Origin of the sequence: Streptococcus penaeicida (genome assembly GCF_002887775.1) — a bacterium.
Taxonomy (GTDB): domain Bacteria; phylum Bacillota; class Bacilli; order Lactobacillales; family Streptococcaceae; genus Streptococcus; species Streptococcus penaeicida.
Genome location: NZ_LOCM01000011.1, coordinates 34,731 through 59,578, shown reverse-complemented (window position 1 = coordinate 59,578; position 24,848 = coordinate 34,731). Strand labels below are relative to the sequence as shown.

The 24,848-nt window shown below is 35.1% G+C and carries 18 protein-coding genes and 2 pseudogenes; 1 reads left to right on the top strand and 19 read right to left on the bottom strand.

Translation table 11 applies throughout. The features are described 5' to 3' along the window. Positions 1-29: 29 nt before the first annotated feature. The 16 genes and pseudogenes from AT575_RS02515 to dnaG all read right to left on the bottom strand — a co-directional run bounded on the left by AT575_RS02515 (position 30) and on the right by dnaG (position 16,833). Positions 30-815, bottom strand: coding sequence for a glycosyltransferase (locus tag AT575_RS02515; protein WP_245871425.1), 786 nt, complete (start codon positions 813-815; stop codon positions 30-32). A 1-nt stretch (position 816) separates the two neighbouring features. Beyond that, entirely contained in the window at positions 817-2,235 is a 1,419-nt protein-coding gene (locus AT575_RS02510) for an oligosaccharide flippase family protein (RefSeq protein WP_102777014.1), read from the bottom strand. Positions 2,236-2,240: 5 nt separating this feature from the next. Beyond that, positions 2,241-3,599, bottom strand: a complete 1,359-nt coding sequence (locus AT575_RS02505; protein WP_102777013.1) for a DUF2142 domain-containing protein — start codon at positions 3,597-3,599, stop codon at positions 2,241-2,243. Between the two features lie 10 nt (positions 3,600-3,609). Further along, positions 3,610-4,545 (bottom strand): glycosyltransferase, encoded by a 936-nt coding sequence (locus AT575_RS02500; RefSeq protein WP_102777012.1) that lies wholly within the window; start codon positions 4,543-4,545, stop codon positions 3,610-3,612. Further along, complete coding sequence (locus AT575_RS02495) at positions 4,545-5,603, bottom strand: NAD-dependent epimerase/dehydratase family protein (RefSeq protein WP_245871426.1); 1,059 nt, start codon at positions 5,601-5,603, stop codon at positions 4,545-4,547. The genes AT575_RS02500 and AT575_RS02495 overlap by 1 nt, the downstream gene beginning before the upstream one ends. A 1-nt stretch (position 5,604) precedes the next feature. Further along, positions 5,605-6,326 (bottom strand): annotated as a pseudogene (locus AT575_RS02490) (IspD/TarI family cytidylyltransferase). After that, positions 6,327-7,150 (bottom strand): annotated as a pseudogene (locus AT575_RS02485) (LicD family protein). It abuts the pseudogene before it with no gap. A 35-nt stretch (positions 7,151-7,185) separates the two neighbouring features. After that, a complete protein-coding gene (locus AT575_RS02480) occupies positions 7,186-8,946 on the bottom strand; it encodes a hypothetical protein (protein ID WP_102777011.1) in 1,761 nt (586 codons plus the stop codon). Beyond that, positions 8,943-9,293, bottom strand: coding sequence for a DUF2304 domain-containing protein (locus AT575_RS02475; protein ID WP_102777010.1), 351 nt, complete (start codon positions 9,291-9,293; stop codon positions 8,943-8,945). Before AT575_RS02475 ends, AT575_RS02480 begins: the two co-directional genes overlap by 4 nt. Beyond that, positions 9,293-10,018, bottom strand: a complete 726-nt coding sequence (locus AT575_RS02470) for a glycosyltransferase family 2 protein (protein ID WP_102777009.1) — start codon at positions 10,016-10,018, stop codon at positions 9,293-9,295. The genes AT575_RS02475 and AT575_RS02470 overlap by 1 nt, the downstream gene beginning before the upstream one ends. A gap of 2 nt (positions 10,019-10,020) precedes the next feature. Then, positions 10,021-10,962 carry a glycosyltransferase family 2 protein gene (locus AT575_RS02465; protein ID WP_102777008.1) on the bottom strand — a complete coding sequence of 314 codons (942 nt, stop codon included), beginning with the start codon at positions 10,960-10,962 and terminating at the stop codon, positions 10,021-10,023. Then, entirely contained in the window at positions 10,952-12,106 is a 1,155-nt protein-coding gene (gene cps2T / locus AT575_RS02460) for a beta 1-4 rhamnosyltransferase Cps2T (protein ID WP_102777007.1), read from the bottom strand. The genes AT575_RS02465 and cps2T overlap by 11 nt, the downstream gene beginning before the upstream one ends. Positions 12,107-12,224: 118 nt before the next feature. Further along, positions 12,225-13,079: a dTDP-4-dehydrorhamnose reductase gene (gene rfbD, locus AT575_RS02455; RefSeq protein ID WP_102777006.1), complete on the bottom strand. Its 855-nt coding sequence runs from the start codon at positions 13,077-13,079 to the stop codon at positions 12,225-12,227. A 99-nt stretch (positions 13,080-13,178) separates the two neighbouring features. Beyond that, positions 13,179-13,517 carry a metal-sulfur cluster assembly factor gene (locus AT575_RS02450; protein ID WP_102777005.1) on the bottom strand — a complete coding sequence of 113 codons (339 nt, stop codon included), beginning with the start codon at positions 13,515-13,517 and terminating at the stop codon, positions 13,179-13,181. A 386-nt stretch (positions 13,518-13,903) separates the two neighbouring features. Further along, entirely contained in the window at positions 13,904-15,013 is a 1,110-nt protein-coding gene (gene rpoD, locus AT575_RS02440) for an RNA polymerase sigma factor RpoD (protein ID WP_102777003.1), read from the bottom strand. An 8-nt stretch (positions 15,014-15,021) separates the two neighbouring features. Continuing rightward, positions 15,022-16,833, bottom strand: a complete 1,812-nt coding sequence (gene dnaG, locus AT575_RS02435) for a DNA primase (RefSeq protein ID WP_102777002.1) — start codon at positions 16,831-16,833, stop codon at positions 15,022-15,024. 121 nt (positions 16,834-16,954) lie between these two features. On the opposite strand from dnaG, the gene mscL reads away from it, so the two are divergent. Continuing rightward, positions 16,955-17,329: a large conductance mechanosensitive channel protein MscL gene (gene mscL / locus AT575_RS02430; RefSeq protein ID WP_102777001.1), complete on the top strand. Its 375-nt coding sequence runs from the start codon at positions 16,955-16,957 to the stop codon at positions 17,327-17,329. A 113-nt stretch (positions 17,330-17,442) separates the two neighbouring features. Here the strand turns inward: mscL and rpsU are convergent, their stop codons facing one another. From rpsU to rexB, 3 genes are all read right to left on the bottom strand, one after another. Continuing rightward, positions 17,443-17,619 carry a 30S ribosomal protein S21 gene (gene rpsU, locus AT575_RS02425; RefSeq protein ID WP_000048058.1) on the bottom strand — a complete coding sequence of 59 codons (177 nt, stop codon included), beginning with the start codon at positions 17,617-17,619 and terminating at the stop codon, positions 17,443-17,445. Between the two features lie 197 nt (positions 17,620-17,816). Next, entirely contained in the window at positions 17,817-21,473 is a 3,657-nt protein-coding gene (addA, locus tag AT575_RS02420) for a helicase-exonuclease AddAB subunit AddA (RefSeq protein ID WP_102777000.1), read from the bottom strand. Position 21,474: 1 nt separating this feature from the next. Beyond that, positions 21,475-24,732 carry an ATP-dependent nuclease subunit B gene (rexB, locus tag AT575_RS02415; protein ID WP_102776999.1) on the bottom strand — a complete coding sequence of 1,086 codons (3,258 nt, stop codon included), beginning with the start codon at positions 24,730-24,732 and terminating at the stop codon, positions 21,475-21,477. Positions 24,733-24,848: the final 116 nt, after the last annotated feature.

Here is a 24,848-nt window from a genome sequence, read left to right as displayed (position 1 = left end):
CTTTCATAAATATGCCTTCAATAATACCTTTACCGATTGCCGTTACTTTTGACAATTTTTTTCTTTTCAAAGCAGACAATTTTAATAAATTCATCTCTTAGAACAATATAGTTATTTTTAGTTTCCTTATTAAATCCGTACTTTTTACTGAGGTAAATGGTGTTACGAGCAAAGTAATATTTTCTAAATGCACTGTGATTGGATGTATAAGCATCTTTTCCTAAAAATTTGATTGGACTTGCATTACCTATTTCATGAAGAAATCCAATTTTATTGATGCGATAAGTTTTGTATCCTAATTTTTCATAATGATAGTTTAAATCATAGTCTACTAGGTCAATAAACATTTTTTCATCGAATTTATCAGATTTGGCAAAAACACTTGTTTTCATAAAAGCTGCCGAAGTTATACACTTTGTAACCTCTTCATATTCAGATGTGTAACTTTCATCACTGGTCTTATTAATATCCTTAAACAAACAAGTTAAGATACCAACATTAGGCAAATTTATGTAAGGTTTATAATTGGCAATAAGATCTTTAAAAACGACTGTATCTTGATCTAATGTAAGGAACCAATCAAAAGCATGCTCAATAGCATAATTTCCAATCCTATTAAGTGCTGCTGCAATTCCTATGTTTTCATTCAATTTAATGATGGTCAAATCAGGAAAACACTGACAAATCTTATCACAATTTTGTGATCCATTATCGACAATTATCACTTTATCTACTTGAGGCTTAATGGCTTCAATATTTTCTTTTAAACGTTGCATTTCTGGATTGAATGTCACAATCCCTGCTAATATTGGCATTTTATATTCCCTTCTTAAAGTTTTTAAATAAGTCAATAACTGGTGTTTTCAATACATAAATAATAATAACATAGGTCGACACACCTACAATGGTTTGGAGACCATAGTTGATAAATGAGATGGACATATGACTGTCCATATAAAATATGAGTGCCGCCGTAACGAGAGCTGCAACAGAATACCGCAATAAGCCACGAGTTAATTCTTTAAGACTAAAGACATCTCGCAATGAAATGATTTGATATAAAGATACTGCAAATTCGGTTAAAACTGTTGAGATTATGGCTCCCATTGCACCAAGAATTGGAATCAAAATGATATTTCCGATAACATTTATAATCAAGCCTACGATTGCTGAATAGGTATAAGCCTTGGTACGTTTTGAAGCTAACAAATATTGGGTGCCTAAAGCATTACCATAAGAAATAAAAATAATCATAAAGGATTGAACTGCCATTAAGGCACCTACTTGAGCGTAGTCTTTTCCAAAAAAGAATGTTGCAAATGTAGAGGAAACACCTACAATCCCAGCTATCATTAACATTGAAATGGCATTACTCAAATCAATTAATTTAATAAGTAATGATTTAGCTTCTTCTTTTTTTCCATTAGAGAAGAGACTAGATAGACGGGGTAGAAAAACGCCACCAATTGCTGATACAATCGTAAATAAAATACGAATAATTTTATCTGATTGATCGAAATATCCTGCACTAACAACGCTATCCATAGCTCCTAACATACTTTTATTTAAGGAGAGGTAAATTTGCATCGTAATTTGTGGTAAAAAGAGCATCAAAGTTGGTTTCAAGTGCTTGAAAATTGAAAGTCTTTTGAAAGGAATCCTGATAACTTCTTCTTTTAGATGCTGCCATACTGTTAAATTCCCAAGTAAGGCTGCAAAAGCGATTAAAAAGATATACAGACCCAAATCATTTTTAGTTCTTACTAAAATAAAGGTTAAGGTAACTGTTGTTAGTTTAACAATTGTATTTCGTACAACTATTCTTTTAAAATCTTCTATTCCAAGATAATACCAAGAAATATCAGTTGCAGTAGCTAGCAAATTAATCCCTTGTAAAAGGTAAAAACTGGTCCAATCTTTGGTCCAGAAAACAAAGAGTAAGTAAAAGATTGAGGCAATTGATACAGTGATGAATTTCAGAAAAACTAATTCCCAAAATACCTTACTTCGTCTATATTTATTTTTTTGAACAAAAGCAATTTCACGATTTCCATACAAAGAAATCCCTAACGCCCCAAAAAGGGTAAAATACATCACAATTGAGCTTGTATAGGCATTAATACCGATACCAGTTGGTGATAATATTCGAGAAACATAAGGAACTGTTATCAATGGAAGTATTAATGTCAATAATTGATAAGAGGTATTGTAAAACATATTTTTAATTAACTTCACGAAAATTACCTCAATATCAAACTGATTACAGTATCAAATAATAATAATCCATTTGATACAAGTATTAAACAAAGTAAAGCAATAGGTATAATTTTTTGCCCATATTGCTCAATTCGAAGTTTTATACTAGAAGCAAAAACTTGTAATAAAACTAAAGTTGGAGTGAAATACCGCCCTTGTACTCCTTCAATATAGCTAGTTCTTGCTCCATTATATTCTAACATGATAAAATAAACCCCAAAAATCCCAACAAAGAAAGTCATTAGGAATATTAAACCAATTTTTCTACTTTTGACAAATTTTTCTTCAGTAAATAAGACTGCAAAGAAAAGAAGGTACCAAACCGCAGAAACCCATGTTGGGATAAAATTATAGGAAGGATAAGGTGCCGCTAACCATGAAGTAATATCATTACTTAGCAATTGCGTTCCAGAATAATTATAGCCAAAGGTCATTAGATAACGTCGAATAACCACTAACAGACCACCATGAGAACGTGATATCACATAAAATCCTGCAAGAATAAATACTGCTACAACTAATTTTAAGACAAGATTCTTTGAAATAAGTTCAAGCACATTTAAGACTTTGGATCTTAAATGTACTGCTTTAACATGATTTGTATATAATAATACAATTGGAATCAAGCCTAATATTAACCAATAATTTTGCTTGCATCCTATTAAAGCCAGGAATGTCGTGATTGCTAATAGAATCAGGCGTTTTTTTGAAATCATTCGATCAGATAAGATATTGATTAATTGCGAAACTAACCAAGCTGTTATGACAAATCCTGTGGCATCATATGAAAGACTAGCAAATGAATTTAATGAAACCGGACTCAGGAAGACTGCAAAAAAGATCATTTTTGCATTTTTCAGTGATTTTATAATAAAGGTTAATGCGATGACTGATAAGAAAGATGTTAAGAGCCTTGCAAAGGTAATCATAACTCCCATGGATGGGTAGATAAACTGCCCTAATTTTAAACCTATTGCTGGTAGAACATGGCCCCAATAAACAAAGTTAACAACAGAGTAATTAACCTCCCTAGGTGCATCTTTCCATGAAACAAAAGATGCTTTATTGAGGTAATATTTTTCAAATCGTGTTCCGTCTTTATAAGAGTCTTTTTGACTTTTCATCCCTGAAATAATATCATACTCGCCATATTTTGAAGTATCGATAACACTATTTGCAATTCTACCGGAAACTGCTAGATGGTATTGGCCATCTGGTTCATTAAAGAAAGGCATTAAAAAACTAAAAGTCATTGTTATCATAAGTCCAACAACAAGAAAGGTTTTATGAATTGTCTTATCAGAAAAAAGAGTTTCAATATAACTGATATATGTTTTTTTCATCTATACTCCATTATTTTTTGACTAAAAATAGGATATCCCTTACTCTGTTACTAAAACTGTCATAATAGTCTTTATCTTTTATAACCTGTTTTAAAGTTGAAAGTACTTTTCTATTTTTAGCATTCTCTATACGTTCTTTATTAAATGTTAAATATTCTAGAAGTTTAGAATAATTAGGATGATTACGTTCCTTAAGGACACCTTCAGCTATCAAATCATAACTTAGAACTAATTTTAATTCATCCAGATGACGTTGATGCGAACTGTGAAGACTCAATAAATTTCCACTTGCATTACCACCGTGTCTTTTATGAACCCCAACTGCTTGATTATAATTATAGCCACTTCCAAGTAAACCAGATATTCCGGTCATTAAATTATCATGAGATAAAATTAGGCCATCAGTATAATATTTCAAAATCTGTTCTACTAAAGCTTTACGAATGCAAAAAGTCCATCCTTGACGATAATTATGATAGGTAAAATCTAATGGATAGGCTGTAATCTCATCTTGTTTATCAAACTGAAATTGATTAGGCTCAGTAGCATCTTCTGACATTAATTTAATATCGACATCGGCACTTAAAACATCAATATGAGGATTTTTTTCCATAATTGCCAATTGACGTTCATTTTTGTCTAAATACCAGATATCATCCTGATCGCTAAAAAAAACATAATCCACTTGATAGTCTAAAGAATCAATTAGTAGCTGCCTGAAATTTAAACGCCAGCCTAAATTATGTTCATTTTTAACAATTGACCATCCTTTTAAATCGTGTGATTTGATATAGTCGTTGACAACTTCAACCGTTTTATCGCTTGAACGGTCATCTCGTAAAATAACATAATCAGGCTTAACTGTTTGGTTTCTAATAGAATCCAACTGATCCAAGATAAAATTTTGACCATTATAAGTAGCCACTAATACTGCTGTTTTAACCATTAATTTCCCTCAAAGCTCTCGACAGTTTTTATTAAACCTTCTTTTAGGCTAACTTGTCTTTGCCAGCCAATAGCTTCTAATTTTTTAGTACTAAGTCGGGTTCTACCCATTTTACTATAAGCTTTACTTGTTTCTTGCGGAATATCAAAAACTACTTTTAATCCTTTAGTAGGGAAAGTTTCAACAAGTAGCTTAGCAAGGTCACGAATCATAATGGGTTCATCTTCATTAGCAATGTTATAAGCTTGTCCATTTTCACCGTTTAAGAGGATTAAAAATAATGCTGTTGTTGCATCCGATAGGTAACAAAATGCCCGTTCCGCACTACCATCACTTTTCAAGATTATATCTTCTGACAGAAGAACATTATGAATTAAATCGCTCATAATCCGACCATCGTTTGCCACTTCCATACCTGGTCCATAAACATGGGCAAGTCTGGCAATTGTATATGGTAACTGATATTGGTCAGAAAAAGATCTTAGAAGTGTTTCAGCCATCCTCTTACTTTCTGGATAACAAGCACGGCTTTCTAATATGTCAAAAGCTCCATAGGCTTCTTCGTCTATAACTTCTTGTATAGCTTTTCCATAGATTTCACGAGTAGACATGAATAGGAAATTTTCAGTAGCTTTTGTTTTGGCAAATTCTAAAAGATTTAGTGTTCCCAGTGTATTTGCCTTAATAATTCCAACTGGATCAGTCAAAATAAAATGAGGGCTTGCGTTGCTAGCTGCATGTACAATAAAATCAACTTTACCTTCATAAACCAAAGTTTCGTTGACATCATGTTGAATCAGGATAATTTTGTCATCTTCAACTAAATCTTTAAAACGTAATTTGGCTTTTTCTAAATTTCGAGCACTTGCAATGATGGTAATATTGCGGTCCTCAATTTGATTTAAATAGGCTAAGCTATAGATCATGTAAGTTGCCAACATAGAGTTAGCCCCAGTTATTAAGACTGATTTCTGATTTAATTTTTCCCAAGCAATCGAGTGATCGGAAATAATGGTTTGTAAATCTCTTTGTACAATTGAATTTGAATAACTTATCATTTTATAATCCATAAATTTGAGCATTTTCTTTAGCATCGTAAAGGGCTTTAAAGGTGTAGAAATCATCGGGTGTTGTAATCTTGATGTTTTCATATGGACCTTCTACAATGGTTAATTTCCGTTTATACATTCCCATTAAAGTACTTGAATCAATCGCATTGGTTATCCCTTTTGCAATTGCGTCTCTTTGAACTTCTAGAATGTCCTTTAAGTAAAAGCTTTGAGGGGCTTTAGCGATGTAAGAACGAGTTCGGTCAACTACTTCTTCGATCTCAGATTGGTCGTTAATTAAAACTACTGTTTCTTTTGCTGCTACAGAAGTAATGGCAGAGCCTTTTTCTTTGACTGTTTGAATGTTATTAGATAAGAGAGGAACATCAATTAAAGGACGGACACCATCATGTATCAGAACAATATCATCTTGTCCACTAGCAATTTTTTCCGCAGCTTCTAAACCATTAAAAATGGAAAGTTGTCCAGTTTCACCACCAGGTACAATAGCTTTAACTTTTCTGAGGAAAACTTCTCTACTAATTTTTCCATATAAGTCATCCAATCACTGACACATACCACAACAGTAGCATCAATTTCTGGATTATTTTCAAAAACTTCCAAGGTATGAACAATGATTGGTTTACTGTGTACTTCTAAAAATTGTTTTGGTTTTCCTTTAGAACGCATCCGGCTACCAACTCCACCTGCAAAAATAAGACCAATATTCATTTATTTCTCCTTCCAGTACCATGTGTAGTAACTGTGATTTTCTCGCTTATCCTCTGGTGGTAATTCCATATAAGAGCTGCCATAAAGTTGATTCAAATAAGCATGATCATTTTTTATTTTTCTTACTGTTAACTGTTCAAATGGTGTATCCTCATACTCTGAAAATAATTCAACAGGGAAAAACTCTTTTAAGCGATAGCGCGAGTCTGTATAACCTATATAAGGAACATGTTGTTCATTGTATGTTCCCATAATCTGATCCGCCACTTGAGCTTGTTTTTTTGCTTGGCCATGATACTTAAGAAAACGAGGAAAACCTAAAACTAATCTGGCAAAAGCATACAATTTACGAGACCCACTAGCATAATTAGGATAGGTTGTACACATAAGATTGGCTGCAGCATTATGAACTTTCTTAAAGAACTTTTCACGCTCTTCAGCAGTCTCAGGTAATTTATCCATAGGGAAAATATCAATAAAAATTCCTGTCCATGGATGAATCCGATCTGTTTTGCTTTGGTACATTGATTTTGTATGATAGAGTTTAGCGAATGGCCAAAGATTAGGCTCAACTGAGTGATGTAAGAGTTTATAATCAGCGTGTTCTTGACTAGCTAATAACTTCATCAATTTTTCATACTCACTTCTTTTAAGCATTAAATCAATATCATCATCCCAAGGGATAAAGCCTTTATGTCGTATTGAACCTAAAAGACTTCCTCCACCTAGGAATATTCGATACCATTTTCTCTTGCTAACTTATCGATGTAGGCAAGCATTTCTAGTTGTACTTTCCTTATTTCAAGAACAGTCATTTTCTTCATAATTTTTCCTTCTGAAAATCTTTATTTGTCACAAATCATAATTTCTTAACAAATATAAAGATTATTGCTAAATAGCTTATTAATACAATACAAACAATTGTCGCTGTTTTAATCAAAGGATTGTTTGGTTCTTGTATTTTTTGAGTTTTTGAAACGACAGGTATTGCTTGGTATTCTTCCTTATTGTATTGCATATCTGAAATGAAGCCATTCACTTCATAATTATCATTTTTTGCATTCGCAATACTTCCCGGTCCAACGGTGAAAGTTATTGGTTTTCCCTGATTAACAATCCAATTATCAGTATTTAGAGGAAGCATAAAATACTTATAGTTTTTTGAGAGACCACGCAATTTAAAGAGTGGTTGATTTTCTTCATTTTGTTTCTTTTCATCAAATTTCCATAACTCATAGTTAAGTGGCAATTCACGACTTTTTCCATCACTATAATTATATTGATTGCCTTTGATGATGACTGGTGAGAACTTATCTTTATGCTTAGAAAATTCTTTAAGTGACATATTCGTGTCATGCCATTTTGCATTTTTATCTTCTCTCTCCAAAACAGAAACTTTACCTTTTTTGAGTTTGGCTAATAAGAAGGTTTGGTTGGCCTTTGGTTTATTTGACTGACCATCAAATGTCACAAAATTAATGCCATAGCTTTCAATTTGTGGGGTTAAAATGCCACCATCTTTATCATAAACATAGATCCCTTGTGACGTCTGAGTGCTATAGACATCTAATTTATAGTCCATGCTTTGAGATTGATCATTTGCCAACTCTAAAATTAAAGGAATGGAATATGTGACCGTTGAACTAACATGACCTTTCACTAATAAATACTTTGGTTTATCTTCTTTAAATTCAAATGTTAGTTGGTTTAAAGAATATAATTTTGAAAGTGATAATGATAATTCACGGTTCATGATTTCTTTATCGAAGGAATCAAGTTGCATACGTTTTGAGTGATAGACTATTTTACCATTACTAATGATTGGACTATCACTAGTCTCAACAAGTTCTCCATTATTGGACACCTTTTTAGCAATAGGTTGAACCTGAGTATTATAAGGATAACTTGCACTATCTACAACAAAATTAGGAGATAATTTAATGGTCATTTCATTAGAGGTAACAGGAATTTTATATGTTAATTCTTGACCATAGTCTGCAGAAATAAAGTCAATTACTTTTTTATTATTTAAGCGAATCTTCTCTTTAATTGGGCGTGTATTACCAATATAGACGACAGAATTCTTTTTTAATTGAGTGAGTTTATAATTTTTTGCTCCAGTGGTATCTCGAATCATTGATAAACCACTCTCTACAGTTCCAATTAATTTACCTTGACTATTAGAAAACTTGTAGCGACTATTATCTGGATTTGATAGGACAACCTCACTCTTTAATCCATTCATGTAAGTTAAATAGTCTTTGCAATTTTCGAACAAGAGTCTAATGATAGCCTTTGCATCATTAGATGAATTTTTTATACCTTTACCAAAATGATAATTTTCAATAATAATTTCATTATCCTTAACCTGGTACTTTTTACGAACACCATCTAAAGTATAATGCGATAAGTCATTTTTATTGAATTTACCAGATTTTATTTTCCGATAAGCAGTTTCATAATTAAAGACTTCAACATGGATACCCTCTAAAGGCTGGTTATTATAGTGATAATAGGCAGTAATATCAACTTTTTGATAAGAATCCTTCGGGCTTTTGGCTTGTTTACATCCAGTTAATAATAAAAGGAAACCGAATAATATCAAAATCTTTTTTGTCATTTAAAGTCTTTATCCTCAATTTCTTTTTTTAACAAGGAAACTTCTTGTATCAGTTTTTTGATTTGCTCTTCTTTTCGAGTTGAACTTTGGGTATCAAAAATTTCCAAGACAAACAAGAAAAGGACTGCCATAAACAGAAGAAAATTCATGGTTAGAGCAAATCCTGCACGATGAGCAACAATTGAGACAACTTGCGGAAAAACACTGATAAAGACAAGTGAGAAACCAACAAAAAGCCAAGGTGTAGCTCTTCTTACTGAAAAAGAATGTTTATTAACCATGCGAATAATAGCATATAAGATTATTAGTGCCAAAATAAACATTTCGACTTGTAGAAATAAACTCATTAATCTTGCTCCTTCATAAATCCAGCAATTAGAATTGAAATTAGCACATCTATCATATAAGTCACTGATTTGAAAGCTCTAATACTTGAGACGCCTTCTAGACGTTCAAACATGTTGGCTGGCATTTCTTTTACTCTAAGCCCTTTTTTCAAAAGTCGGACGATTGATTCTGGCTCAGGATAAGCCACTGGGTAACGTTGAGCAAAATAAGCAATGACTTTCTTATTTCCTGCACGATAACCACTAGTGGTATCGTAAATTTTCTTGCCAGTTGTCAGTTTAATTGCTATGGAAATTAAATTAATTCCTAATCGACGCATAAAAGTTGATTGGAAATTCTCAATCGATTTATCAACAAAACGGGAACCTATGACAAAATCAACCTCATCTTCTAAAACCGGTTTTACGACCTCAGCGATACTATTAATATCATGTTGACCATCCCCATCAAATTGGACAGCGATATCATAATTTTGTCTTAAGGCATAAATATAGCCTGTTTGAACACCACCACCAATTCCTAAATTTTGAATTAAGTCGATATGCTGTAGTTGCTTTTGATCCAAGATTTGAGCTGTTGAATCTGTTGAGCCATCATTAATAACAATATAGTCCAATTGAAATGAAAGATCGTGTTGCTCACGAAAAGCAACAATCTTTGCAACTGTCTTTTCGATACTACCCTCTTCATTATAGGCTGGAATAATTAATAGAACTTTTTTCATTTTTATCTCGCATTATATAGATTTGTAAGCAATAATAGTCTAAAAACAATAATATGTTTCCATTGATTCTTTGTGTACTTATATTTTATGATACGACGAAGTCTCTCAGTAAAAACCTGTTGGTCAATGTCGATATAGTGACGTAAGACTTCTCTATCTTTAGAAGCTAAGTTAGTACTTTCTGTTTCAAGAATTTTTTGGGCTTGCTGTTGTGATTCATGGATTAGCTTCCAATAGCGTGTAAAAATATGGCGAGGACCTTCTCGCAAAATTTTAAAGCGTTTATCAAGTGTTCTTGCCCCCAAAACATTGTTACTGTGTTGGCGATATAATTCACCCGGTAAATCAATATAAATCAATTTTCCAAGACTTGCAGCTAACAAGGCTAAGTACCAGTCATGCATAATAATGCCATCAGGTGATAGCCATTTTTCTGCTAAGGCATGATTGATCAACATTACTCCACCCGTCACAGCATTCTCAGAAAGTTCTTGAATCATTTTTGTATTGGCATGACCTGACTGAGAACGAATCATGCTTTCATTAATGACATTCAAATCTTGATCCACCACTTTTAGGTCCATATAAACAGCTAATGGTATTTCCTGGTCATACTTTTGAGCTTCTTGCAATTGAATGGCCATCTTATCTGGCAACCAAACGTCATCTTGGTCACTAAAAAAATAAAAGTCAGCTTCTTCATGTTTTAACAGTGTAAAGAAATTCTTGATGACACCGTAATTAACACGATGATCAGCATTAATGAAACGAATCCGACTATCTTTTGCGACAAATTCTTGGATGATTTCCGGTGTCCGATCGCTTGAGCCATCATCTCTGATTAATAGCGTCCAATCTGTAACTGTCTGTTTTTGAATGCTTTCAATTTGTTCTGCTAGGAACTTTTCACCGTTGTAGGTGGACATTAAAATGTTAATTTTCATTTAAAAATAAGGCCTCATATTCACTAACAATTTTGTCCCAAGTGTATTCTTTCTGGATAATCTCCTTGGCTTGCTGACCTAAATCATCGTAATTGTGGCGACTATCAACACTTTCAATTAACTGAGCTAATACCTTATCATCTTTGGTCCAATATAAAGCGCCAGTTTTTGCCACCGACTTGTTAAAATCAACATCGAAGACCAAATTAAGCTTAGTATGGGCCAAGGCTTCTAGGAGTCCTGGATTGGTTCCCCCGACCTCGTGTCCATGGATATAGGCGAAGGCATTTTCTCGAATGTAGGTTAATAACTGACGGTCATACTGGGTGCCTACAAACTTGACCCGTTCATCTTTTTCAAAGTGAGTTAATGATTTTAAGGTTTCAAAGAATCCATTGCCTTCATGGTTGCAAATCACGACCAAATCACGTTCAGTCTGTGAAGCCATAAATTCTTTGATAATGGTTTCATAGTTATTTTCAGGTACAAAGCGACCGATGACTAAGTAATAATTTTTCTCACTGATTTGATAGTTATTGAAATAGTCACGAACCTTATCATCTTCAAATGATAAGCTAGACGATTCTGTATCAGTTCCGTAAGCAATAAATTTAGTCTGAGCCCATGGATAAGATTCCTTAATGTATGATTCAATTCCTAAATTATCTGAAATGACTAAATCAGCTTTTTTGGTCATTTGCTTTTCAGCATATTTCAAATACAATTGAACTGGTTTAGACCATTTACTGCGTTTCCATTCAAGGCCATCAGGATTGATGAAAAACTGACCACCGCGCTTTTTAATTTGCTTAGCAAAAGATCCGATAAAGGCACCAATAGTATTACCTAGAATGTAAAAAATGGGATTTTTACTATTTTGTCGATCACATAATTTCAGAGCGTAGTTAATGGCCATCATGTCATAAGCGATGACTCTTGCAGGGCCAATCTTTGGTGGATTAAGGTAAAAACAATCGATTCCTTTGAAATCAAAGTGTTCTTTATGTTTTGAATCACTGAGACAGGCAACGTGATAACGGATGTCTCCACTTTTTTGATGACTGATTAACTCTTCGACAAAAGTTTCAAAGCCACCATATTTTGCTGGTAATCCTCGACTACCAATGATAAATACATCCTGCATTCACAATGCCCCATTCTAAAATATAATCAATAAATATTATAGCATAAATAGTGACTTTTTACGAGATTTTACCATGAAAAAAGGAGCTCTGCCACTAGGGCAAAGCTCATTCTTCAGCTTATTTTTTGATTTCTTGTTGATAAAATTCATGTAAAGCATCTTGCCACATTGGAATCTTAAATCCAGTTGCTTTTGCCTTATCTAAATTCATGGTTGAATTAAGTGGACGCTTAGCTTTTGCCGGAAAGGCAGATGAATCAACAGGAACTACTTCCACGTCAGTATCTTTTAAGATTTCCTTGGCAAAATCATACCAACTGGTATCCTCTTTTGAATCATTAGAGAGATGATAATAACCAAATTCCTTATTGTTTTCAGCTAAATGGCACATAAATTCAGCCAGCGTACGAGTCCATGTCGGACGACCATACTGGTCATTAACGACTGTAAGTTTGGGATGGCTTTTAGCTAGATTTTGCATAGTGAAAACAAAGTTTTTGCCGTAATTACCAAATACCCATGCAGTTCTAATAATATAGAATTTTTCAGCATATTTTTCAACTGCTTCTTCACCCAGACGTTTAGTGCGCCCATATTCTGTTTTAGGATCTGGAACATCTGTTTCGAACCACTCTTGACCTACTGTTTTTGTACCGTCAAAAACATAGTCAGTTGAAATATAAACTAATGTAGCATTATATTTTTGACAAGCTTTTGCGATATTCACTGTACCATCAACGTTGATTGCTTGGTTTAATTCTTTGCCTTCATCTTCTGCTGCATCAACTGCCGTATAGGCTGCGCAGTGGTAAACCAATGTCGGTTTCACTTGTGAAAAGACTTGGTCAACCATTTCAGCATTTGTAATATCCATTTCAGCAACATCTACTGCTACATATTCTTCATTACGCTCATCTAATAAATAACGTAATTCTGTTCCAAGCTGTCCATTACTACCAGTAATTAATATCATATTTTCTCCTCGTTGAAAGCCTTATGAAGCTCTTATATTCAGATTATTCCTCATTATTTTACACCAAAAAAGGGAATATTTCATCCCTTAAGTTTGTTTTTATCGAATTCCTAAAGCAATTCGTGCATAACGACTCATTTTATCTACAGTCCAAGCTGGATACCAAACCAATTTCACTTCTGAACTTGTTACTTCTGGAACATCTTTTAAGACATCATAGATTTGATCAGTCAATAAATCAGCTAAAGGACAACCCATTGTTGTTAAAGTCATATCGATTTGAGTATGACCCGAGTCCGAAAAATGGATTTCATAAATCAAACCAAGATTAACAATATCGATACCAAGTTCTGGGTCGATGACCATTTCGAGTGCTTCTAGAATACGGTCTTTAATTTTACCAACTTCTTCTTCACTATATTTTTGATTTTCTGACATCTAAACATCCTTTATCATTTATGGTAAAGCTCAAAGTCCATTTGAACTTTGAGCAATAAATCACTTTTAATATTAACTTCTTTTTCTATCAATTTTAACAACAGTCTTGTTTTTAATCGACTGTATTACAAGTGGCTATTTCCAGTTTCAAGCTCGCCGTTAAAAATGCCCACCGGGCATTCGGTACACTTTCTAGTTTCTAGGTGTACCGCTGAGAAGCGCCACTTGGATACGGTAGGTTTTTCTATTTCAAGACCTACCGCTGAGAAGCGCCACTTGGAAACAGTCAGCTTTCCAATTTCAAGCTCGCCGTTTAAACCCTCAGCCTGGATTTTGGGCTCGTTTCTAATTTCAAGCTCGCCGTTAAAAATGCCCACCGGGCATTTTTAATCCTCTATAAAATCTCTTAATTGTTTGCTTCTGCTTGGGTGGCGGAGTTTGCGTAGGGCTTTGGCTTCGATTTGGCGGATACGTTCACGTGTAACGTTGAAGACTTTGCCCACATCTTCCAGGGTACGCATTTTGCCATCGTCGAGTCCGAAACGTAGTCTTAAGACATTTTCTTCACGGTCTGTTAGGGTATCTAATACTTCATCAAGTTGTTCACGAAGCACAACACGCGTTGTATAATCTACAGGATTTTCAATCACTTCATCTTCGATAAAGTCGCCTAAGTGGCTATCATCTTCTTCACCAATTGGTGTTTCAAGTGAGACTGGTTCTTGAGCAATTTTAAGAATTTCACGAACTTTATCCGGTGTCATTTCCATACGTTCTGCAATTTGTTCTGGTGTCGGATCTTGACCTAATTCTTGTAAAAGATTACGTTGTTCACGTACGAGTTTATTAATCGTTTCAACCATGTGAACTGGAATCCGAATGGTACGGGCCTGGTCAGCGATAGCACGTGTGATAGCTTGACGAATCCACCATGTTGCGTAAGTTGAGAATTTGAATCCTTTAGAGTAGTCAAATTTGTCAACGGCTTTCATCAATCCCATATTACCTTCTTGAATCAAATCAAGGAACTGCATGCCACGACCCACGTAACGTTTAGCAATAGATACCACTAAACGTAAGTTAGCTTCAGCAAGTCTTTGTTTTGCATCAACATCACCTTCTGCTACCGCAATGGCTAGTTCTTTTTCTTCTTCACTTGTTAGAAGAGGAACGACACCAATTTCTTTCAAATACATCCGAACAGGATCGTTCACTTTAGCTGAATTGCTTCCGATTAATTGTTCGTCAGTTAGTTCTTCTGGTTTTGGTTCTTCAACAATATATTTTGATGATGGGTTTCCTTCTTTATCAGTAATTGAAATACCACCATCAGTTAAGCGTTCTAAAAGATCATCTATTTGATCTGCATCTAATACAAAAGGAATAACAAGTTTTTCTGTTACTTCATCATCAACTGCAGTACCTTCTTTTTTGTGGTTACGAATGAATTCTGCAACTTGAACATTAAAAGTTGTTATTTCGTTTTCTTTAGCCATATTTTCCTCTATTCCATTTTCCTTTTTTGTGCAATTAGATTTTCTAAAACTTCTAAGGCTAGTTTGTGGTCTCCATTATTACTGGATTCTCTCACTTGTTTTCCTTGTTTATGAATATCTCTTTCATTGAGCAACTTGTTGCGTTTGACTAAAATATCTTCAATTTCACCTTCAGTAACCTCCTCAGGTAGATTTTCTTCCAAGACACGATAGTAAGCTTGATTGACTTCAGGACTTAATTGCGATAAATCAAGTGAAGTAACCTCTCCAGTATTTTTTAGAATTTGATAAAGCTCCTGTAAAGTTGGAGTATCAAAATAAAATGCTTCTTTTAAGCGAAATTCATTTAAAAGATAGTCATGGTGAAGTAGGCGGTGCAACAATTGGTTTTCAGTCCTAACCAAGGCAGTCAGATTTTTAGTCACAGGTAAACTAACCAGTTCCGTTCTTGGAACTTGAGCCGATACCTGTCTTTCTTGACGATCCTTGAGTCGATAAGAATTAACGGTTTGCTCGACTTGTAGGTAATCAAAATCTGGTAAAGCATCTGCCACTTTGTAAATATAGGAATTTTGAGCTGTTATGGAAGGTGCTCCAGCGATAATTGGACCAATTTTTTCAACATAAGCAATCTGAGATTGGAGATTGTCCATATTCTCTGGTTTCAAGTAATCAATCAAAAACTCAACGTCACTTATGCGTGAGTGTTCTAAGAGATTAGCAAGCTCTTCAGTTGAATATTTTTGAACAAATTCATCTGGATCCATCTTATTAGGAATGCGTACGATGTCCACTTGAAAGTCTTTTAGAAGTTCTAAAGACTTAAAGATTGCACTTTGACCTGCATCGTCACCATCATAAGTCAAGACAACCTTTTTGGTTAGTGATTTCAGATGGTTGACATGTTCTTGTGTCAAGGCAGTTCCCATTGAGGCGACAGCATTCTCACAACCTGCTCGATAAGCAGCTATGACATCCATAAAACCTTCCATCAAAAAAACTTCATGTTTTTTGGCAATAACCGGCTTGGCTTTATCTAAATGATAAAGTTCATAAGACTTATTAAAGAGAACAGTTGCTCGCGAATTTTTGTATTTAGCTTGTTTTTTGGCAATATCTGCTTCCGTCCACACCCTTCCCGAAAAAGCAATGGTGTTGCCACGATCATCCGTTAAAGGAAACATAATCCGATTACGAAAAGCATCGTAAATTGTGTTGGACGACTCCGAAAGATTAAAGAGACCTGAAGCTGCTAAGGCTTCTTCTTGATACTTTTGGGAAAGTGACCGATAAAGATAGTCATTTTCAGCTGGTGCCAAGCCAATTTTAAAATGGTCTATCAAGTCATCATCTAAGCCCCGCTGGTATAAATAACTGAGTGCTTCCTGCCCCATCTTTGTGGTTTTGAGGACTGCTTGGTAAAATTTTTGTGCATCCTCATGCATGGCAATCAATTCCTGATGAGGGTTTTTCCGATTTTGCTGAGTTTGGGTTTGCGGCGCAATATCTAAGACAATCCCACCTTTTTCAGCAATTATATTAACACTTTCCAGGAAAGGGACTTGCCTGTAATCTTCAATAAACTTAAAAACATCGCCAGAACGCCCACAGCCGAAACAATGGAAAAACTGGCGGTCTTCAATGACGTTAAAAGATGGTGTTTTCTCTTTATGGAAAGGACAAAGTCCTAAATAATGTCTGCCAGTGCGGGTAAGACTGACAACTTCGCCAATAATATCAACGATATTTACAGCATTTTTAATCTGGGAAATCATATCTTTGTCAATTGCCAAATCTTCACCTCCCCACAAAATACCCATTCTAATTTTTTATAGTTAATTATAGCATTTTCAAGACTTTTTGTAAATTTATAAAAACGAGCATATTGTTGTTCATTATAAATTATGATATTATTTAATAAATATTGAAAGGGGAATTCTCATGATTAAAGAATTAAAAGAATTTTTGTTTAAAGGTAATGTCTTAGATTTAGCTGTTGCCGTTGTTATTGGTGCTGCTTTCAAAGCTATCATCGATTCATTAGTTGCTGACGTGGTTACACCACTTATTTTAAATCCAGTTCTAAAAGCTGCAGGTGTTTCAAACATCGCTGAATTAGCTTGGAACGGTGTTAAATATGGTAGCTTCATTGCTGCTGTTATCAACTTCCTAATTGTTGGTACAACTCTATTCTTCGTTGTTAAGGCTGCAAATAAAGCGATGTCGTACAGAAAAAAAGAAGAGGAAGAAGTTATTGCTGGACCTACTCAAGAAGAACTTCTTGTTCAAATTCGCGACTTACTTGCTAGCAAATAATTAATAATTCGAAGTTGCTCTGCAACTTCTTTTTTGTAGTTTTCATAAAAAAATATCTATTTACAAGAGTCAAAAACAGTCTTCAAAAAGAAGACTGTTTTTTTTATCTAAAATTAGAATTTTTTACGTTTGCGAGCTGCTTCTGATTTACGTTTACGTTTTACAGAAGGTTTTTCGTAGAATTCACGTTTACGTGATTCTTGAAGAGTTCCAGCTTTAGTAACAGAACGTTTGAAACGACGAAGAGCATCGTCTAATGATTCATTTTTACGTACTACTGTTTTTGACATGTGATTCACCTCCTCAAGATATTGTAACATTTACACGTTCTTTAACATCTTACATGACTTTTAACAAAATGTCAATAATATTTGCACTTTTTCAGCGTGGTTTTCAGAATTGATGAGAATTAGAAGAAAATGGATTCTGACAGGTCCAGTCTTGGTTCTTTCTGAACTTGCTTTAGACTTCAGTTTGGACTAATCTTCTAGACAGAAACTACTTCCAATTCGTCCCCTCCTAATAATACCAGGTATTTTTCCACCAAAGGGATACCATAGGCTTTGGTCAAGGCTTCAGCATATAAATTAAGTTGGCTTTGGTAGCGCTCTTTGATTTTCTGAGCATCTTTGTATTTATCTGTTTTGTAATCAAAAAGGATAATCCGGTCGTCAAAGAGGAGGTAGCCATCAATAATCCCACGAACAACAAAATCTTCTTGGCTTAAACTGTCTTTTTTCAACATGGCAAAGGGCGCCTCACGATGCAGATGCTCACGTTTCTTAATGAGCAATTGTCCCAATTCTGTATCTGTGAAAAAGGCAAGAATTTTTTCTTTATCTAGTTGCGCTTTTACCAAATCATTTGCATCTACTAAAGCTATTGCTGCTTCAATGGCCTCTTGATTAGGTGTCTGAGTTAAATCAATTTTTTGCATGGTTTCATGAAGTGCAGAACCAATTTGGCTAGCTTCCACCTCAGCATTTGCCCCAAATTGTGGCAGGTCAAAAGCTAACTTCCTTTGCCCATTACTCTTATCAATAATCGCCATACCTTCGGCGTCCATGACTGGTTGATAAAAGTTTTTAATCTGACTTGGAGTTTGAACGGTTGGCAAATGAATAGCCGCCTGATAACCCTGATTAAGAAGATTGACTTTTTCCAACATATCAAGAGCACGCGCAATCTCATCTGATTGGTGGTTATGGCTTAAATCATCAGGACGAAGGCGTTCAACTTGCTTCAATTGTCCAATTTTGTCATCAGTCAGGTCATCATCACCGACAAAACTGATGTCAAAATGCAAATCTTCTTGCTCAAAATTAGCTGCCACAGCCAAAATCCAGTCTTGGAAGGACTGTAAATTCTCACGCAGACTTTGGGATAAATGATTATCCTGACGCTGGCCCTCAAACTTATCCACCAACTTCTCTTTTTGACCCTTACCTACCAAATAAATCTTCTTCTCCGCCCTGGTCATGGCTACATAAAGAAGCCGCATCTGCTCTGACAAAGTCGCACGTTTAATAGCTTTTCGAATCACTTGATAAGGCAGGGTTTCAAGGCTAACTTTGACACTTGAGAATTGCTGAGCATCTAAGTAAGATTTAAAATCTGCCAGGTATTTGATGCCAATTCCTTGATGTCGGTCCATGATGGCCGTCGCCTTTAAATCCTGGAAGCCAAATTTTTGATCACAATTGAGAATAAACACATATTTGAACTCTAGTCCCTTGGACTTGTGAATGGTCATTAGATTGACAGCATCTTTTGGTTTTGCCACATCAACGTCAGTCAAATCATTCTCAGTCTCAAGAATGCGATCAATCATAGTGATAAAACGAGATAAGCCTTTATAACCAGCTTTTTCAAATTGACTTGCCCGGATCGCCAAAGCATAAAGATTGGCTTGAGCTTGTTCCCCTTTTGGACCAGATGCGACATAATCGAAATAAAAACGTTGATTATAGATGTGCCAAATCAAATCATAAAGTGAATGCTTTTGTGCAAATTGGCGCCAATTCTTCAATTGATTGATAAAGAAATCAATTTTACTGCTTAATTCATGAGTGATTAACTGAACATTTTTCCCCGTTTTAACCTGACTATTAAGCATTTTTTTATAAAAGGATTCTGTAAATTCTTCTGAAGAATCTTGCAGAGCAATCCTAGCTAATTGATCTTCATCAAAGGCAAACATTGGCGACTTGAGAAGAGCAACTAGGGCATAATCATTGAGAGGGTTATTAATGGTTCTTAAAGTATCTAACATAACCATCATTTCAACAGATTGTAGATAGTTTTCCTGACCGCCATCTGCAACTAACGGAATCCCAAATTGATTAAAGGTTCGGAAGATATTATCATTTCGTGTCCTTGAAGATACTAGTAGCGTGATATCAGAAAAAGCCACATTTTCTGTCTCATGCAATCGAATAATTTCTTTGGCCACTATTTTAATCTGACCTGGAGATAATTGTGGTACTTGAGAGGAATCATCTTTTTGATCCGATTCTTCATCCAGATCTGAGCTTGCGCTACTATCATATAAGATGATTTGGGCACGATTTTCAGGATACTCTTCCTTCTGACGGTCACTACCTGCAAGCAAGCGGTGACTGTCATCGTAAAGAATATCACCGATTTCCTCATCCATTAAATGGGTAAAGATACTATTAGTAGCATCCAAAACTTCTGATTGACTTCGGAAATTTTCTTTAAGGAGAATCAAGCGTCCAAGCTCTGGATTCTCTTGGTAATCTTTAAATTTCTGGTTAAAGATTAGAGGATCGGCCTGTCTAAATCGATAGATGGACTGTTTAATATCCCCTACCATAAAGCGATTGTGACCATTTGCTAAGAGTTCTAACATGCGCTCCTGCATATGGTTATTATCCTGGTATTCATCCACCATGACTTCATGGTATTTTTCTTGATAGGCTGCTTGAATGTTCGGATATTTTTCAAGAATCTCAATAGCAAAATGGGCAATGTCTGAAAATTCAAAGGCATTCTCTTTCCTTTTTGCCTCAAGATAGGCCTGACTAAAATCCATGACGAAAGCTTTGAGGAGTTTCAAGAGGGGCTTAGTTTCCTTTTGGAAATGCAAAATGGTTTCCAAATGTTGCCATTCTTTTAATCGTGGCTGCAAATCCTTATAGATAGGATAAGCCTTCTTATTTACGGTAATACTATCCCCACTAGGTAGTAAGGCTAGGATATCCTTGGCTAATTGACTTAGTTTCTCTTTACCATAATAAGTTTCAAAATGAAGAGATTTTTCTTCCAACTCCTGAATAATAAGCAAATGTTTTTGATACTTGGCACTTGGTTTTCCGGCTTTAGTCATTTTGCCGTATTCTTCTAATTCTGTCAGATCCCGCAAATCTTGGGCTGTTTTTTGCATGGTTTGGAGCAGGGCTTCCACTTCTGAATCCGCTATACTCTGGAAATCAACATACATTTCACTCGCTCTGAGCAGATCATTTTCCAACCAAAAAGCAGGCGCCTGTGTCGATTGGCTAAAATAATAAACGTTATATACAAGATTTCTAAAAGCAAGGGAATCCTTCCGTTTTCCTGAAAAATTCTTTACCAAAGATAGGAAAGTCTCCCGCTTTTCTCCCTCTAGGTATTTGGAGAATAGTTCCTCATAAACAGCCTTTTTCAAAATATCTTGCTCAGACTTGTCCTGCATGATTCGAAACTTTGGCGACAGCCCTAAGAGATGACTATGTTCAGTCACCAATTTTTGCGTGAATGAATCCATTGTCCCAATATCTGCCTGATGTATCAGTTGCAACTGTTGATTAAGGTAAACCTTCCACTCTGGATCCTGACTCTCTTTGATGGCCGCCACTAATTTCTTTTCAAGACGCTCCTTCAATTCAGTAGCTGCTTTAACCGTAAAAGTTGAAATAAACATCCGGTCTATTGGAATGCCACGCATAATTTTATCAATAATCCGTTCAACCATAACAAAGGTCTTTCCAGACCCTGCAGAGGCTGAAACAAGGATATTATGCCCATTTAAATAGATAGCCTCAATTTGTTCACTGGTCCGTTTTTGCACTTTATCAGAAAGCAATTCCTCAGTTTGGAGGGTTTTGATTTGATTTTCATTTAAAAATTTTGGAAATTCCATCTTATTCCCCTCCTTTTAATTGTTCGGTCATTAATGTAATTACTGCTTCCTTCTTTTGCCGCCCTGGAATTTTTAATAAGGGTCTAGCTTGATCAAAATTGAGGTCAGCTTCAAAACCAGTAATGGCTTTTAATTGGTCACCTTGAACCGTTTTTCCATCTTTGGTGTACGGGTTAATCAAGAAATGACCCTTACGGATAATACGCTCAGCTTCTAAATAAAGCCATTTATTATAGGCTAAAATCAATGCCAATTCCTGGTCACTATAGGTATTATTCTGAAGATGATAAGGACCAGAAGCGAGCTTCTCCTTTTCTTCTTCCAAGAAAATACCTTGATACTTCATTTCTTTATACTGCCTTTCCAAGAGACTTGAGGCAATATCGGATTTTTCCGTCATCTTTATTTTGGGCTCTTGCATGTGTAAATACATGGCCCCAAAAAGTGGAAATTCCTGATCATTCGGTTGATTAATTCCTTCTTTCAATGCTGATAAATAGGTTGGCAACTGGGAATTTAAACCATTATAAAAGAGACTAATATCAAACACATTGGCACTTGATTTATAATCAACAATACCTAAAGACTGATCATTCAGTTGGTCAATTCGGTCAATAACGCCTTTAATGATTACCCTATCTTCAAGAGCTAAGTTGAAGGGTTTTTCTTGAGCAATAATACTAATGTCACCATGACTCTTAAAAATATCTGTCGTTGAACGAGCGATTTCCTCTAAGAGATTGAGACTGTATTGTCCCTGTGAATCAGCAAGATAAAAGTCCCTAAACTCATTTTCTTGATTAGTTTCCTGAATGGCCTGATTAACTTTACTATCAAAATAATCCTTAGAAGAATTTTTCATAACCTTTTCTAATACTTTGTGTAAGTAGGCACCATGGAGTCTAGCATCTGGATGAATGGAAGCTAATTCTTGTAAGCCTAAAATATACTGGAGGAAATATTTGTACTGATTGTTATAAAAGACAGTCAGTGCAGAATTGGACAAGGAAATCGGTTGATTAAGCGGAAAACGCGCCTGAATAACCTCTGAAGAAAGGGGTTTACTTTCCCGACGATGAGTGGTTAACTGCGGAATAGTAAATTGTTCACTTGCCAAACGTTTCCTTAAGTACCTGCTCATAACCGTCCAGAAATTTTCCTCATCACTTGATAAGTTATAGTCTTGATCAAGATTATTGATTTCGATGATAGATGATAAAAGGGATTTATAATTACCGATATCAGTATCTAAATTTGAAAAGCGATTTTTATCCTTTTCAATCATCGGAATCCCTAAATCAATCAGGGTTTTAAGATAAGGTGACCTATTTTCTGAAACCTCATTTAAAACCAGGGGAACACTAAGGACTAATTTTTGATTAGCAGCATTGAGCACAGAAAGAAATGAAAAATGATTCTTTTTAGTTATGTCATATGAAGAGACTTCAAAAGACCTAAAAGCAGACAAACTTTCATTTGTTTTACTCCGTTCCTGATCAGAAACTAAGGATTTGTTCTGAGAAATTTTTGGAAAATGACTTTGAGTCATGCCAATGGCATAAACAAAGTCTTTACTATGAGGCTCGACTAAGTCATAGGATTTAATGGTAACTACATCCAATGTTGCTGGAACTGCTCGGTACTTGCCCATTTGCATACCGGTCTTGATGAGACTAAGCATTTCCTCCAAGGACATCACTTGGTCATTAAATATCTGATAAGCCTTTTCTAAAATTGAGGTCACATTTTTCCAAACTTCAAGATCTTTTTCCTGTAGATTCTCATTTTGGAAATAGCTGAGCTCTTGCATATTGGCAGTAAAATCAATGTCATTTAAAAATGTCAACAAGCTCTCAATCAGGCTAGCGCCACTATCTTTTTTACTGCTGAGAAAACGATTGAGTGGGCTATAAATAGCTTCCCTTACTTTATTAATATTTTCAAGATTAAAGCTTTGCCGACCTTGATTATCTTTTAGATTCACTTTGAAAACTCTTGAGAATTTTGCAGGGCCATTAATATCAGCAAACTGCAAGTAGCTCTCAAAACTATCCAATTCAAGACTCGAAAAATGACCAAAAAGGCCTGTTTTTAAAATACTTAAGAGATCTTCTTTGCGCCACTTATAGGTTTGAATCCTTTCCAATCCATCAAAAAATTGCAGAATAGGATGGTGAGCCATCTCCTCCGACCTACCAAAATAATAGGGAATTTCAAATTTTTCAAAAATTTGCCCCATTTGTAATTGATAAGCATCAACATCGCCCAAAAGGACCAAGATATCTTTATAGCGATATCCCTCATATAACTTTTGACGAATATCTTTAGCCAAATGCTCGATTTCTTCTTTTTGGTTAAGGGTTTGCCAAATCTCAATAACTTCTGTATCAGCCTTCTCCAAACTTTCTGCTTCTTCCGAAAAGTCATATAAAGACTCAATGACATTTGTTATATTTTGGAAAGCTAATGGATAAGTTTCTTTGCTTAAACGATACTCAGCTTTTACCTGATATTGAGTTGATAATTGTCGGAAAAAATCAATACTAGCTTGATAAAGATTACCTTCGGTATAGGTTTTTTGATATGCCTTAGGACTAATGTAGGTACCAATAACGACTTGATGGCATTTTTCTTGTAGGAGAGAGACTAACAAGGCTTCTTCGGAAGAAAAGCGTGTAAATCCATCAATCACAACGACTGTTTCTTTTAATTCTTCCTCAATTTGACCACTTGCCAGTGCTTGTGAAAAATGGTCTAAGGAAGATTCCTGAATGAGATTCTTTTCCCGTAAGATATCTTCCAGTTCCGTAAAGATAGTCACTAAGTCGGCTTTTTTGAGAGGGTCTTCAAAAGCAATATCCATAATCGAGATATTTGCTGACTTCAGCTCCTTATATAAATCCATTAATTGCGCTATAAAACTTAAGTCTTTCCGAATATGGTAATATAGTTTTAAGTTCTCTTCGCTTAAGCCATCTAAAGCACGATAGAGAAGCATGCTTAAAGCAGCATCATCTAGGGTTTCTTGACTTTTAATCTTATCAAGCGTAAAATAACGCGCCATTTGACCAAAACGTGTCACCGTAATCGCAAATGAAGCCTGCTCCTCCAGACTCTCAAGAACACTTCTTTCCTTTTCAAAGGATAAGGAGTTTGGAGCAATATAAAAAACACGATAGCCTTCCTTGGCATAGCGGTCTGCTTCTTCAACTAACAAATCTATTAAGGAATGATTGACATCCGTGTAAAGTAATTTCATAGGCACCTTCATCTCTTGAATTCTTACCTCTATTATATCAAATGAAAATGCAAATACCATTTTCGGGAAAAAATAAGAGAATTTAGCGCTTTCAACTTAATATTCAAGCAATTCTC

What these genes read in the sequence shown, in the direction of transcription:
- AT575_RS02515 (WP_245871425.1), bottom strand. Translation starts at nt 815, where the DNA reads ATGCCAATATTAGCAGGGATTGTGACATTCAATCCAGAAATGCAACGT.
- AT575_RS02505 (WP_102777013.1), bottom strand. Translation starts at nt 3,599, where the DNA reads ATGAAAAAAACATATATCAGTTATATTGAAACTCTTTTTTCTGATAAG.
- AT575_RS02500 (WP_102777012.1), bottom strand. Translation starts at nt 4,545, where the DNA reads ATGGTTAAAACAGCAGTATTAGTGGCTACTTATAATGGTCAAAATTTT.
- AT575_RS02495 (WP_245871426.1), bottom strand. Translation starts at nt 5,603, where the DNA reads ATGATAAGTTATTCAAATTCAATTGTACAAAGAGATTTACAAACCATT.
- AT575_RS02480 (WP_102777011.1), bottom strand. Translation starts at nt 8,946, where the DNA reads ATGACAAAAAAGATTTTGATATTATTCGGTTTCCTTTTATTATTAACT.
- AT575_RS02475 (WP_102777010.1), bottom strand. Translation starts at nt 9,293, where the DNA reads ATGAGTTTATTTCTACAAGTCGAAATGTTTATTTTGGCACTAATAATC.
- AT575_RS02470 (WP_102777009.1), bottom strand. Translation starts at nt 10,018, where the DNA reads ATGAAAAAAGTTCTATTAATTATTCCAGCCTATAATGAAGAGGGTAGT.
- AT575_RS02465 (WP_102777008.1), bottom strand. Translation starts at nt 10,962, where the DNA reads ATGAAAATTAACATTTTAATGTCCACCTACAACGGTGAAAAGTTCCTA.
- cps2T (WP_102777007.1), bottom strand. Translation starts at nt 12,106, where the DNA reads ATGCAGGATGTATTTATCATTGGTAGTCGAGGATTACCAGCAAAATAT.
- rfbD (WP_102777006.1), bottom strand. Translation starts at nt 13,079, where the DNA reads ATGATATTAATTACTGGTAGTAATGGACAGCTTGGAACAGAATTACGT.
- AT575_RS02450 (WP_102777005.1), bottom strand. Translation starts at nt 13,517, where the DNA reads ATGTCAGAAAATCAAAAATATAGTGAAGAAGAAGTTGGTAAAATTAAA.
- rpoD (WP_102777003.1), bottom strand. Translation starts at nt 15,013, where the DNA reads ATGGCTAAAGAAAACGAAATAACAACTTTTAATGTTCAAGTTGCAGAA.
- dnaG (WP_102777002.1), bottom strand. Translation starts at nt 16,833, where the DNA reads ATGGGTATTTTGTGGGGAGGTGAAGATTTGGCAATTGACAAAGATATG.
- mscL (WP_102777001.1), top strand. Translation starts at nt 16,955, where the DNA reads ATGATTAAAGAATTAAAAGAATTTTTGTTTAAAGGTAATGTCTTAGAT.
- rpsU (WP_000048058.1), bottom strand. Translation starts at nt 17,619, where the DNA reads ATGTCAAAAACAGTAGTACGTAAAAATGAATCATTAGACGATGCTCTT.
- addA (WP_102777000.1), bottom strand. Translation starts at nt 21,473, where the DNA reads ATGGAATTTCCAAAATTTTTAAATGAAAATCAAATCAAAACCCTCCAA.
- rexB (WP_102776999.1), bottom strand. Translation starts at nt 24,732, where the DNA reads ATGAAATTACTTTACACGGATGTCAATCATTCCTTAATAGATTTGTTA.